The sequence below is a fragment of the Thermoflavimicrobium dichotomicum genome (genome assembly GCF_900114055.1).
Classification (GTDB): domain Bacteria; phylum Bacillota; class Bacilli; order Thermoactinomycetales; family Thermoactinomycetaceae; genus Thermoflavimicrobium; species Thermoflavimicrobium dichotomicum.
In genome coordinates this window covers 36834-52173 of record NZ_FORR01000015.1, presented here as the reverse complement: position 1 = coordinate 52173, position 15340 = coordinate 36834, and the positions used below count along the sequence as shown (strand labels likewise).

Genomic DNA, 15340 nt, shown 5'->3' with positions numbered 1-15340 from the left:
ACGATGAAGACGCGCAGTTTTCAAACAGAAATGCAGGCATTGGAAAAAGCATTAAAGCAACATCCGATGGTATCGGATGCGGTGGTTGTTTCCCGTGAAATGGAAACGAACGAACAGCAGCTGATTGCTTATGTTGTACTCCAGCAAGAGACAAGTGAAATGATGGAAAAAGAAGTCATGGCCTCTGTTAATGACGAAGTCAGATCCGACGTGGTCAGTAATCGGGCGGCAGAAGAGCATGGTGATCCAGAGATCAGACAGACTTTGTTGACATGGCTCGATAAAGAATGGGGAAGTGAAGTGGAGCTGGCTGATCTTGTGATACTGGCTGATCTGCCACTGACAGCGGATGGCGAGGTGGATCAGGAGTCTCTGCCAGTACCTCCTGCACTTCAGAAGGTTCTTCCGCGTACGGTTACAGAAGAGATGATTGCCGAAATTTGGACGGAGTTTTTTGAACAGGAAGAAATCAGTGTGTTTCAAGACTTTTTCCAAATGGGCGGCGATGATTTACTAGCAGAAGAGTTACATATTTACCTTCAGCAAGTCTTTAACCTTCCACTGCCCCCACAAATTGTATATGAAGCACCCACCATTGCCCAGTTGGCAGAACGGATCGAAAAGGAACTTGGCCAAACAGCGCCTGAAAAAAGCACATGGTCTACCATTCAACCGGTTTCAAGGAAAGAGCGGATTTTTCCGATGTCTTATGCTCAAAGACGGTTGTGGTTTTTTGAAAAATGGATGCCTCATACTGCAGTGTACAATATTCCTTCCGCCGTACGCATTCATGGAGATCTCCATTTGCAGGCATTGGAACAGAGTCTGGAAACTCTGGTTGGACGACATGAAGCATTGCGTACGACTTTCTCTGAGATCGATGGAGAACCCGTTCAAATCATTGCTGAGCATGTGAAAATGAACTTGAGGGTCGAAGATTTACGGAAAGAAGAGGATCCTGAAGCGCAAGTGATTGCACGAATCAAGGAAGATGCAGAGCAGCCCTTTGATTTAAAACAAGGTCCTTTGGTACGGGCCAGTCTGTTTCAGATGGATGACAACGACTGGATTTTGTTAATCACGATCCATCATATAGTGGCAGACGGTTGGTCGATGGGAGTATTTTTCAAGGAATTGTGGACGGTTTATTCTACTTTGACCCAACAGGAATCCATTTCACTGCCTGATTTGCCGATTCAGTATGTGGACTATACCTTGTGGCAACAGGACTGGCTCAAAGAGGAAGTGCAGGCCAAGCAGTTGGCTTATTGGAAAAAGCAATTGGCGGATCTTCCCGTTTTACAGTTGCCAACCGATTATCCGCGGCCTGCCAGGCAGACATTCCATGGAGCCATTCACAACATCACTTTGCCACAGGATCTGGCCCAAGAATTGCAAGCACTGGGCAAGCAGGAAGGAACCAGTCTGTTTATGACACTTTTGGCTGGTTTTCAAATCCTGCTGAGTCGGTATAGCGGTCAGGAAGACATTGCGGTCGGAAGCCCGATTGCCGGTCGGAACCGCAAAGAGCTCGAAGGTGTGATGGGCTTCTTTGTCAATACCCTGGTATTTCGCACAGATCTGTCTGGAAATCCGAGTTTCCGTGAATTATTGGCCCGTGTACGGGAAATGGCCTTAGAAGCTTATGCGCATCAGGATGTTCCGTTTGAAAAAGTGGTCGATGAACTGCAACCAGAACGGAGTTTAAGCCATTCCCCTTTGTTCCAGGTCATGTTTACTTTGCAAAACATGCCACTGGCATTCGAAGATGTCCATGGTTTGACCATCCGTCCGGTCAGTGTCCAACAGGATATCGCCAAATTTGACCTGACCTTGACCATGATGGAAAGCAACGACGGACTTGTGGCGACGTTTGAATATAATACGGATTTGTTTGCACCGGAAACGATTGCCCGGATGGCCCGTCATTTTCGACAATTGTTGGCTGGAGCAGCAGCGCAGCCTGATCAACCGATTGGCAGCCTGACCATGTTGACGAAAGAAGAGGAGGAGGAGCTTCGTCGCTGGAATGAAACTAAAGTTGCATATCCACGTGAGGCTTCGGTAGGCGACCTGTTCGCCCAACAGGCAGTAGCCACACCCGACCAGATTGCTGTCGTTTTCGGTGATCACTCCCTAACCTATCAAGAGCTGAATCAGCGTGCCAACCAGGTAGCCCATTATTTGCGGAAGCAAGGAGTCGGACTTGAAACGATGGTTGGAATCGCGATGGACCGCTCCCTTGATTTGATCGTGGCTCTCCTGGGAGTCTTAAAAGCGGGTGGTGCATATGTACCGCTTGATCCGACCTATCCAAAAGAGCGGCTGGCTTATATGGTGGAAGATGCGCAAGTAAGGGTATTGTTGACACAATCTCATCTCGCTGAAACATGGTCACTTGAAAATACACAAATGATCATGATTGATCAGGCCTGGGAGGAGATCGAGCAACAGAGTACCGATGATCCTGCACCTGTAGCCTGTGGCGAAAACCTGGCCTACGTCATGTACACATCGGGTTCTACCGGAAAGCCAAAAGGTGTGGAAGTGATCCATCGTGGGATCGTGCGGTTGGTGAAAGGAGCCAATTATGCCCGTTTTGATGCGGATGAAGTCTTTTTGCAACTTGCTCCCGTCGCTTTTGATGCATCTACATTGGAAATCTGGGGGCCTTTGCTCAATGGCGCCAAACTGGTTGTGATGCCACCTCATCAACCATCTTTGGAAGAGATTGCCGAAGCATTGCAAAAGTATCAAGTGACGACGCTGTGGTTGACTTCAGGCTTGTTCAATCTGATGGCAGACCATCATGTCGAAGCACTGAAAGGCCTGCGCCAGCTGTTGGTCGGTGGTGATGTGGTCTCCGTTCCTCATGTCAGGAAAGTACTGGCTTTGGGTGGGGTGCAAATCATCAATGGATATGGTCCAACGGAAAATACCACCTTTACTTGCTGTTATTCGATTCCGGCTGACTGGTCTGGGGGATCTTCTGTTCCGATTGGTCGCCCTATCAGCAATACGGAAGTGTATGTGCTGGATCGATATGGGCAACCTGTACCGATCGGGATCCCTGGTGAGTTGTTTGTCGGTGGGGACGGATTGGCACGAGGTTATCACCGTCGTCCGGAATTGACGGCAGAGCGGTTTGTGGCTCATCCATTTCGTGATGACCCGGAAGCTCGCCTGTATAAAACAGGTGATTTGGTCCGGTATTTGCCAGATGGCAATTTGGAGTTTCTGGGGCGTCTGGACCATCAGGTGAAAGTGCGTGGTTTCCGCATTGAGCTTGGGGAAATTGAAGCCGTCTTAAACCAGCATCCAGCTGTCAAAGAAGCGGTGGTAATTGTGCGGGAGGACGTACCTGGAGACAAGCGGCTGGTGGCTTACCTCGTTTGTGAACAGGGCTTGGATCAAAGCGGTGATTGGCGTGCGTATGCCAAAGAGAGACTTCCTGAATACATGGTACCATCTGCCTTTGTTGTGATGGATAGCCTGCCGCTCAATCCCAATGGAAAAGTGGATCGCAAGGCACTGCCAGCTCCAGATCTTTCGCTTCAGTCCGAAGAATCGGCACAGGCCAGTACACCCATTGAAGAGATCGTTGCTGGCATTTGGCATGAGGTGTTGCGTGTACCTCAAGTAGCTGTCCGGCAAAACTTCTTTGAACTGGGTGGAAACTCACTTCTGGCAACACAGGTGATTGCACGCTTAAACCAGGCGTTTGCGATCGATCTGCCGTTACGTGTGCTTTTTGAAAAGCCGACAGTCAGAGAGCTTTCTGAAGTCATTGAAGGCCTGTTGCGTGGAGAAGTGGAGTCAGTCGAACGAAACATTCAGCCGAAAGACCGACAAGGGCAGGCTTTCCCATTATCGTATGCCCAACAACGGCTCTGGTTTTTGGATCGGCTCATGAACCAATCTGCTGTCTATAACATCCCCTTTGCTCTACGTTTGAAAGGAAAACTCCATATCCCTGCTTTCGAGGAAAGCTGGCAAGTTTTGTTCAGGCGTCATGAGTCTTTGCGGACCGTTTTTCAGGAGGAAGAAGGCCAGGCAGTTCAAGTGGTTGTCGAGCAGGTGAATGGATGGTGGCAGTCACTTGATTTGAGAGCGGAACAAGATCCTGAAGGCACAGCGATGCGTCATTTGCGTGAAGATGCATCGAAGCCCTTCGATTTGAGCCAGGGTCCACTCGTACGGGTGAAATTGTGCCAGATGGCTGATGATGAATGGTTACTCTACATCAATATGCACCACATCATTTCAGATGGTTGGTCGCTTGGAGTATTGACCCGTGAACTGTTTGCCATTTATGAAGCAAAGGTATCCGGTGAAATCCCTTCATTGCCAGAGTTGCCGATCCAATATGCTGACTATGCTTTATGGCAACGTGAATGCCAGTCAGAAGAAAGCCTGAGTAATCAGTTGGCTTACTGGAAAAAACAACTGGCGGATGTTCCGGTTTTGCAACTGCCGACGGATTATCCCCGCCCGGCGGAACAAACTTTCCATGGTGCAACGTATCGGATGACTTTGCCAAGGGACATTCTCACTGAATTGGAGGCGCTTAGCCAGAAAAACGGTGTGACCTTGTTCATGACATTGTTGGCCGCTTTCCAAACATTACTTTGCCGTTATAGCGGGCAAGAAGATATTGCGGTTGGAAGCCCGATCGCAGGACGAAATCACGCAGATCTGGAAGGGCTCATCGGCTTTTTCGTCAACACCCTGGTTTATCGGACGGATTTATCCGGCAATCCAAGTTTTCGAGAGTTGTTGGCTCGGGTACGTGAAGTGGCTTTGGGAGCCTATACTCATCAGGATGTTCCATTTGAAAAAGTAGTCGATGAACTGGAACCGGACCGTCATCTCAGCCATACCCCGCTTTTCCAGGTGATGTTTGCTTTACAGAACGCTTCTGCTTCTGTGCCTGAAATGGGTGAGTTACAGGTTGAAGCGGTGGAGATCGAGCATACAACGGCCAAATTTGACCTTATTTTAAATGCGGCTGAAAGTGAAGAAGGTTTGGTCATTGCCTTTGAATATAATACTGATCTGTTTGCAGATTCGACCATTGCACGGATGGCTGCACAGTTTGGCACTCTCCTGCAAGGGATCATTGCCAATCCGGATCAGCCTATCGGGCAATTGCCGATCTTGACGGAAGATGAGCGTCAACTTCTAAGTGCATGGAATCAAACGCAGTTGCCCATTCCGCTGGACGATTGTGTGCATAAATGGGTGGAACGTCGAGCGGAAGAACAACCAGAGGCTCTGGCAGTTGCCAGTGAAACAACCCATTTGACATACGGCGAGCTGAACCGTCGTGCCAATCAGTTGGCTCATTACTTAAATAAACGGGGTGTGGGGCAGGGAAGCCTGGTGGGAGTCTGTATGGAAAGGTCACCAGAGCTTGTCATCGGACTGCTTGGAATTTTGAAAACAGGCAGTACCTATGTCCCGATTGACCCGGCCTATCCAGCAGACCGGATCACTTATATGCTGGAAGATGCGCAGGTGGATATCCTGTTGACTCAGGCTCATCTGGAGGGACAGTTGCCAAAGGTAGACCGGATGATTTGCCTGGATGAGGATTGGACGGAAATTTCCCGGGAAAGCACGGAAAATCTGTACGTTCCCGTAACGGTGGACTCATTGGCCTATGTGATCTATACATCAGGCTCTACAGGCAAGCCCAAAGGCGTGATGGTTCAGCACCGTTCGTTACTCAATCTCGTGTTTTGGCATCTACGGGAGTATGAGCTAAGCGCAACGGATCGAACCACGTTACTTGCGGGAGTTGCTTTTGATGCCTCTGTTTGGGAAATCTGGCCAACCCTTGTGGCGGGAGCGAGCTTGCATATTCCAACGGATGATACTCGGCTCTCTCCAGAAGCGCTACGGGATTGGCTGGTTGAAAATGAGATTACGATCAGCTTTGTCCCCACGCCATTATTGGAACAACTGCTGTTTGTGCCATGGCCAGAATCTTTGGCTTTGCGCAAGCTGTTAACAGGTGGAGATCAGCTCCGTTATTATCCAGCGAACGATTTTCCTGTGGAAGTGATCAACCATTATGGTCCGACGGAGAGTACAGTGGTAGCTACGATGGCGAAAGTGCCAACCGCAGATCAGGCGGATCACGGATTGCCACCGATTGGACGCCCCATTGCCAATACCGAAGTGTATGTATTGGATCGAGATCTCCAGCCGGTTCCACTTGGTGTTCCAGGTGAGCTGTACATCGGTGGAGACAGCCTGGCACAAGGATATTTGCATCGTCCTGAGTTAACATTGGAGCGCTTTATCCCGCATCCGTTCAGCACAGATCCGCAAGCGCGCCTGTACCGAACAGGTGATTTGGTCCGTTTCTTGCCGGATGGACAGCTCGAGTATTTGGGACGGATGGATCAACAAGTGAAAATTCGTGGTTTTCGCATTGAACTTGGCGAAATTGAAGCGATCCTGTCTGAACATCCAGCTGTAAAAGAAGCAGTCGTCGTTGTACGTGAAGATGTTCCTGGAGATAAACGTTTGGCTGCTTATGTGGTGCCAGAAAACCAGGCCACATTTACAGCTGAAGAAGGGCGCCAGTTCCTGAAACGGCAGTTGCCGGAATATATGGTTCCTGCGGCATTTGTCACCTTGTCTGCTTTGCCGCTCACTGCCAATGGCAAAATTGATCGCCGGGCGTTACCTGCACCGGACTGGAATGAGGTACAGGAAGGAGCCTATGTAGCTCCCCGGAATGAAGTGGAGCAAAAGCTGGCTGAAATCTGGCAACAGGTACTCCGGATTCAACGTGTGGGCATTCATGACAATTTCTTTGCTTTGGGTGGGGATTCCATCCTGAGCATCCAGATTGTCGCAAAAGCCAATCAACAGGGGCTCTGTCTAACGCCGAAGCAGCTGTTTGAAAGGCAAACCATTGCTGAGTTGGCGCAAGCAGTTGGGCAAGTGGCCATGGTGGAAGCAGAGCAGGGTGTATTGACGGGGGAAGTTCCGCTGTACTCGATTCAGCAGTGGTTCTTTGAACAAGAGATGTCCAATCGCCATCATTGGAACCAGTCCATGTTTCTTTTGACAGGAAAACCATTGCAACCAAGGTTGATTCAGGAAACACTTGTACACCTCCTGATCTATCATGATGCATTGCGTCTGCGATTTGTCGAGCAGGATGGCAAGTGGCGGCAATTTTACGGAGGGCTGGATGATGCTGTTCCATTCGACTATGTCGATGTCAGTCACTTGGAAGCGGATGAACAAAGACATGTGATCGAAGAGGTAGCGGAGAAAACTCAAACCAGCCTGCATCTCAGCCAGGGACCGTTGTTACGGGTGGTCTATTTCAACTGTGGAGAAGGGGCTCCGGGCCGGCTCTTGTTTGTTGCCCATCATTTGGTCATCGATGGAGTATCCTGGCGGATTCTCCTGGGCGATTTTGTGATGGTTTACAAGCAATTGGAACGTGGCCAAACGGTTCGTTTGCCACAAAAAACGGCTTCTTATAGACAGTGGGTACAGCAATTGGCAGCGTATACCCAGTCTGGTGCCCTGAAGCAAGAACAGTCAATCTGGTTGCAACAACTGGATCAACCCACTGCAACATTGCCTGTGGACCATCCTGCAGGAGAAAATACCGAAGCCTTCACGCAAACGGTTACCCTGTCATTGGAGCCGGAAGAGACTCAGGCTCTCCTGAAAGAAGTTCCGCGAGCTTATCGGGCACAGATCCAGGAAGTATTGTTAACAGCATTGGGGCAAACTTTGGCAAAATGGACTGGACAGTCGTGTTTCCGCATCCATCTCGAAGAGCATGGCCGTGAAGAGATGGTCGAAGGAGTGGATGTATCACGGACGGTTGGCTGGTTTACCAGTATGTATCCCGTTTTGCTTGCCTTACATGGTGAGAAAAGCCCAATTGAAGCCATCAAGGCGGTGAAAGAACAATTACGACGCATTCCGAATCAGGGCATGGGATACGGACTCTTACACTATCTGTCTGATCAGGAGACAGCTGAGGTGTTCAAGAAACAGTCAGGGAAAGGGACAGACATCAGCTTCAACTATCTGGGACAATTTGATCAAACGATGAATGCAGATGGCTTCTTTATCGGCGAAGCACCAGAGTCACGCGGTCACCATGTCGATCCAGCAACGCCTCGTCCCCATCTGTTGGATGTGGTGGGTGGCATTGTTGGTGGTCAACTGCATATCACATGGATGTTTAGCGAAAAAGTGTTTCGAAGAGACACTGTTGCCCGAATCGCCGAAATCTATATCGATTGCTTGCGGACATTGATTACGGCATGCCAGGAAGAGGAACGGGGATATACACCTTCTGACTTCCCGTTGGCCCAGCTGACGCAAACAGAGCTTGATCAGGTGCTGAGATTATATCCGGATGCAGAAGATATTTATCCCCTGTCGCCGCTGCAGGAAGGATTATGGTTCCACAGTTTGGTGGATGAGGGTGAAGGCGACTATGTGGTGCAAATGATGTTCACTCTAGCTGGCAAGCTGGATGTTCCCGCGTTTATGGAGGCATGGAAGCGAATCGCGCAGCGATATTCGGTGCTGCGGACGGCGATTGTGGCTGAAGGGCTTGCTCGCCCGCATCAAGTGGTCTTGAAGCAAGTGGAGCTTCCCATCTTAGTAGAAGATTGGACCGAGCGAACCCCAGCAGAACAGGAGGATTTCCTCCAATCCTACCTGGAGCAGGATCGAAAACGCGGTTTTTCATTGAATCAAGCGCCATTTATGCGCCTGGCCTTGTTTAAGCAAGGAGAGGAATCCTATCAGTTTGTCTGGACTTACCATCACGTCATCCTGGATGGCTGGAGCATGCCGCTCATTTTCCAGGACTTGTTCACCCTTTATGAAAGTTTGACAACGGAGCAACCCATCCAACTCGAAGAAGTTCGTCCTTATCGCGAATATATCGCTTGGCTGCAAAAACAGGATCAGGAGGAAGCAGAAACATTCTGGCGCACGAAGTTCAAAGGGTTCACAACACCGACTGTCCTTCCTGCCTGGAAAACACAATCCAGCCAGGAAAAACCCGCATATCAGGAACGTGTCGTTTATCTGTCTGAAGAGATGACAGCCAGATTAACGGACTTTGTCCGTCAGCATCGCATGACAGTGAATACCGTTGTACAGGGTGCATGGGCTTATCTGCTCAGTCGTTATAGTGGAGAAAATGATGTCGTCTATGGTGCAACGGTTTCAGGGCGTCCAGCCGATTTGCCTGGTGTCGAAAAAATGGTGGGGCTTTTTATCAATACCTTACCTGTTCGTGTGCAAGTGCCGATGGAGCAAACGGTACTGGCATGGTTGAAGCAACTGCAGCTGGAGCAACTGGAATTGCGTCAATATGAATATACACCGCTGGTCGATATTCAAAGCTGGAGTGAGCTGCCAGCAGGCGCTTCCCTGTTTGACACCCTGGTGGTTTTTGAGAATTATCCGGTGGGTGAAGTGGCCAATCGCGTTCCTGGAGAGCTGGATATCTTGCAAGCGAAAGGTTTGGAACAGGTCAGTTATCCGTTAACCCTCATCGTCGCACCCGGTGAACAGTTGTATTTGAAATGGATGTTTGATGCCAACCGTTTCCCTGACGAGACAATTGCCCGCATGATCGAGCAACTGCAAGTGATTTTGCGGGATCTGGTGGAATGTCCAGAGCAACCGGTGGCACAGGTAGACATTCTGACAGAGGAAGAAACACATTTACTGGCTGAGTGGAATGATACCGCCTGTGACTATCCGATGGATCACACCATTCATGAATGGGTGGAACAGCAAGTGAAACGGACGCCTGCGGCCATCGCTGTGATGACAGAAGAAAGGGCGTTAACATATGAAGCGTTAAACCACCGTGCGAATCGTTTGGCTCACTTCCTGCAAAAACAGGGCGTAGAGCCAGAAGTGCGTGTCGGTATCTTTATGAACCGTTCACTCGATCTTCTCGTTGGCATATTGGCCGTGCTGAAAGCAGGTGGTACCTATGTCCCGCTGGATCCGGCCTATCCAAAGGAACGTCTTCTATACATGCTGTCAGATGCACAAGCCCGGGTGATTTTGACGCAGGCAGCGCTTGAACCGGAGTTGAAAGAGGTATCTGCATCGGTCATTGCGGTGGATCGTGATGCATCGGAGTGGGCGGCAGAGGCAGAGGATGATCCACAATCCCTGGCAAGTGCTGATCATTTGGCTTACTTGATCTATACCTCTGGTTCAACGGGGCAGCCCAAAGGGGTCATGATTACCCATCGCAATGCTTCCGCCTTGATCCATTGGGCACGAACGGTATTTACTCCGGAAGAATTGCAAGGGGTATTGGCATCCACTTCGATTTGTTTTGATTTGTCCGTGTTTGAAATGTTTGTGCCACTCAGTGTGGGCGGAACCGTGATTTTGGCTGAAAATGCGTTGCAGTTGCCTGAACTGTCCATGAAAGATCAGGTAACACTGATCAATACCGTTCCCTCAGCGATGGCGGAACTCTTGCGCATCAAAGGTATTCCGGCTTCCGTTCGCACGGTGAATCTTGCAGGCGAACCGCTTCCGAATCAACTGGCACAACAGATTTATGCGCTGGGAACGGTGGAAAAAGTATACAACTTGTATGGGCCATCCGAAGACACCACCTATTCCACCTATGCACTGGTGGAAAAAGGTGCAGATACGCAACCGCCGATTGGTCGTCCATTATCCAATACGCAGGCTTATGTGCTTGATGCCCGATTACGTCCAGTACCGATTGGGGTGCCTGGAGAGCTGTATCTGAGTGGAGCGGGGGTTGCCCGTGGTTATCTCCATAAAGAAGAGATGACAGCGGAGCGGTTTATACCATCTCCATGGGCAAAAGGTGAAACCACTCGTCTGTACAAAACGGGAGACCTGGTTCGTTATCGGGAGGATGGCCAGCTGGAGTTCTTGGGACGGATTGACCATCAGGTGAAAATTCGTGGCTATCGGATTGAGCTGGGTGAAATCGAAGCCGTTCTTCGTAAGCATCCGACGGTGCAAGATGTGGTGGTGGTCGCGCGGGAAGATATTCCTGGAGACAAGCGCCTGGTGGCTTATGTAGTATCCGAGCAGGCAGATACAGATGCATGGCAACAGCATGTCAAACAAAAACTGCCTGATTATATGATACCAAGCGTTTTTGTGGTCATGGACGCTTTGCCACTCACTCCCAATGGAAAATTGGATCGCAAGGCATTGCCAGCACCAAAGCAAACCGGTTCAGACCAGGCATATGTCGCCCCACGAACAGCCACAGAAGAAATTCTGGCCGCCATTTGGAGTGAAGTATTGCGAATTCAACCTGTGGGAGTCCATGATCATTTCTTCGAGCTGGGCGGGCATTCTCTGTTAGCCACTCAGGTTATGGCACGGATCCATGAAACGTTCCAAATCCAACTGCCACTGCGGATCCTGTTTGAAAAACCAGTGCTCAGTGAACTGGCCCAAGAAATCGATTCGAAAGTGCAAGGCGTATCCCTTCAGGTAACAACGATTCCGAAAATTTCACGCCAGAGTCATCAGCTGCCGCTTTCTTATGCGCAACAGCGGTTGTGGTTCCTGGACCAGCTAAAACCGGGAAACGTCGCATACAATTTGCCGTTTGCGCTACGTTTGGAAGGAAAAGTGGATCCCCTTGCCCTGGAGCGCAGTTTCCATGCCTTGATTGATCGGCATGAATCCATGCGGACGACCTTTAAGAAGATCGATGGGCAAGTGGTTCAGGTGATCGGTGAATCAGGCCGGGATGCGTGGAAAGTGGTAGACCTCGCAAGAGAAGCGGAACCAATGGAACAAGCGTTATCGCATATTCATGCAGACATCGAGCGGCCGTTTGTGCTGCATCAGGGGCCATTAATCAGGGCGATCCTGTATCGATTGGCTGAGGAAGACTGGCTGTTGTATGTCAATATGCACCATATTGTTTCCGATGGTTGGTCGATGCAAGTGTTCTTCAGAGACCTGATCCAGTTGTATACAGCCGAAACCAGGGGAGAGCAGGCCCAACTGCCAGATCTGCTGATCCAATATGCCGATTTTGCTGCATGGCAACAAACATGGCTCCAGGAAGAAGTACTGGAAAAACAGCTCGCTTATTGGAAACAGCAGCTTGCAGATGTCCCGGTTCTGCAATTGCCAACGGATTTCCCACGCCCAGCGGAGCAAACGTTCCATGGCGATGCATATCGGATGGTACTTTCAGGCGAACTGGTTGAACAACTGCAGGAACTGAGCCGAAAAGAAGGCACGACCTTGTTTATGACTCTGCTCGCTGCCTTCCAGCTGTTACTGTGTCGCTATAGCCGTCAGGAAGATATAGCCGTCGGCAGTCCGATTGCCGGGCGCAATCACAAAGAGACCGAAGAGCTGATCGGCTTTTTCGTCAACACGCTGGTCTTCCGTACGGATTTGTCGGGGAACCCCAGCTTCCGTGAGCTGTTGCACCGGGTACGTGAAGTGGCGCTGGGAGCTTATGCGCATCAGGACGTACCTTTTGAAAAGGTTGTCGATGAACTGCAGCCAGAGAGAAACTTGAGCCATTCACCATTGTTCCAGGTGATGTTTGCCCTCCAAAATATGCCCGGAATTGCCGAGGCATTTGAGGATCTGACCGTCCAATCGTTGGAATTGCCAGTCAGGACGGCCAAATTCGACCTCACACTGACAATGGGAGAGGGCGAAGATGGATTTGCAGCAGTCTTCGAATTCAATACCGATCTGTTTAAAGCAGAAACGATCCAGCGCATGGCAGCGCAGTTCCAGCAGTTACTTCAAGCGATTGTCAGGGAACCGGAACAAACCATTCACCAATTGCCGTTACTCACGGATGAGGAGCAAAAACAACTGCAAGCGTGGAACCAGACATGGACCGATTTTCCTGCTGATCGTGCGGTTCACGAATGGGTCGCATGGCGGGCGGAACGGGATCCGGATCAAGTGGCGGTAGATGATGGAACTGCTGTATGGACATACAAGGAGCTGAATCGCCGGGCGAACCAACTGGCGCATGCATTGCAAAAACGTGGGGTATCCTCCGGTGATGTGGTTGGTATTTGCATGGAACGTTCACCGGAACTGGTCATCAGTGTTTTGGCTGTTTTAAAGGCTGGGGCCGCCTATGTACCTATGGATCCGGCTTATCCGCAAGAACGCTTGGCTTATATGATGGCAGATGCAGAAGTATCTGTGATCCTTTGCCGAACTGCACAACAGGCAGAGTGGATGTTAGAAGCGGGTAAACAGGTCATCTGTTGGCAAACGGATGAATCTCTCATTGCTGCAGAAAGTCAGGCAGCTCCCGAGGTGTCCGTTTTTGTGGACCAACTGGCCTATATGATCTATACCTCTGGCTCTACCGGTCAACCCAAAGGAGTACGCATTACGCACCGTTCTCTGCTCAACCTGGTATTCTGGCACATCCGGGAGTATGAATTGACCAGTAAGGATCGTACTGCCCTGATCGCCGGCCCAGCATTTGATGCTTCAGTGTGGGAACTGTGGCCTACCCTCGTGGCAGGGGCAAGTCTCTGCATCCCATCTGAAGAAGTACGCTTGGCACCGGATCAGTTGCGCGACTGGTTCATCCAGGAGCAAGTAACTGTCAGCTTTGTGCCAACACCGCTGTTAGAAAGCCTGCTAACCCTGGAGTGGCCACAGCGTCTGCCTTTGAGAAAATTGCTCACAGGCGGAGACCAGCTTCACGTGTATCCGCCAGCTGATATCCCGGTCGATGTGGTCAACCATTATGGCCCGACGGAAAATACGGTGGTAACGACAGCCTGTCTTGTGCCAAAAGGAGGAGAAGGCCAGACACTTCCACCGATTGGCCGTCCCATTGCCAATACGGAAGTCTATGTACTGGATGCCTGGCTGCAGCCTGTGCCGATTGGCGTTCCAGGTGAGCTGTATGTAGGTGGTTTGGGATTGGCGGAAGGGTATCATCGTCGTCCAGAGTTAACCAAAGAACGCTTTATCCCGCATCCATTCCGCAAAGATTCTGGCGAGCGGTTGTACAAAACAGGTGATTTGGTTCGCTTTTTGCCGGATGGTCAGCTGGAATTTTTGGGACGGATCGATCAACAGGTAAAAATTCGCGGCTTCCGTATCGAATTGGGAGAAATCGAAACCATTTTAAGCCAGCATGAAGAGATCAAAGAAGCCGCAGTGATTGCCCGCGCAGACCAAACAGGTGAGACGCGTTTGGTTGCCTATCTCGTGCTGGAACCGGAAGCCAAAGAATCCGATTGGCAAACATACCTGAAACAAAAATTGCCTGAATATATGGTTCCATCGGCTTTTATGGTCATGGATGCCATCCCGCTTACCGCCAATGGCAAGGTGGATCGTCAGGCATTGCCAGAGCCGGAAACGGTGCGATATCAACCGGCAGGCCGCAAACCGCAGACACCTGTGGAAGAGATGATTGCGGGAATTTGGTCCAGCTTGTTGCCAGTCAAAGAAATACATGCGGAAGACAACTTCTTTGCCTTGGGCGGCCATTCGCTGTTGGCAACCCAAGTCATATCCCGCATCAATGAAGCGTTCCGGATCGAGTTGCCTTTACGCAGCCTGTTTGAGGCACCCACGCTGGAAGATTTGGCCAAACAGGTGGAGCTGGCTGTTCGTAAAGGGGATCAGAACGTTATGCCAGCAATCACACCTGTTGGTCGAAACCAGGCAACCTACCCCGTTTCCTATGCACAACAACGGCTTTGGTTCCTGGATCGTCTCATGACAGAGCGGACAGCTTACCACATTCCATTTGCGTTAAGGATTCGCGGTGAGCTCAATGTCGAGAGCCTGGAGCAAAGCTTCCATGCATTGATTAAGCGCCATGAGTCCCTTCGTACCGTATTCCGGGAAGTCGATGGTCAAGCGGTTCAAATGGTGAAGGAAACAGACGAAATCGCACTCGATGTGATCGATCTGTGTGCAAACGAAGATCCTGTGCAAGAAGCGATGCGACAAATCAATGCCGATCTCCAAACAGCATTTGACCTGGAGCAAGGGCCACTCTTTCGTGCGAAACTCTTGCAGCTGGCGACAAATGAATGGATTCTTTACATCAATATGCACCATATCATCTCAGATGGTTGGTCGATGAGCATCTTTATCCGTGAGCTGTTCTCGCTTTATCAGGCGTTTGTGAGTGGTCAGGAGAGTCCGCTCTCTGAACCGGCCATTCAATATGTTGACTTTACGGTTTGGCAGCAAAACTGGCTACAAGGAGAAGTTCTTGAACAACAACTCGCTTATTGGAAACAGCAGTTGGCCGATGTGCCAGTGTTGCAATTGCCAACAGATCGGC

The 15340-nt window shown here is 50.2% G+C and carries 1 protein-coding gene (running past one end of the window); it reads left to right on the top strand.

Going from position 1 to position 15340, the window contains the following annotated elements; genetic code table 11:
• Nucleotides 1–3: 3 nt before the first annotated feature.
• Nucleotides 4–15340 carry the 5' portion of a non-ribosomal peptide synthetase gene (locus BMZ78_RS13640; RefSeq protein WP_093230995.1) on the top strand. 3941 nt of this gene lie beyond the right edge of the window, so only the first 15337 of its 19278 coding nucleotides appear in the window; it begins with the start codon at nucleotides 4–6; its stop codon lies beyond the right edge, outside the window.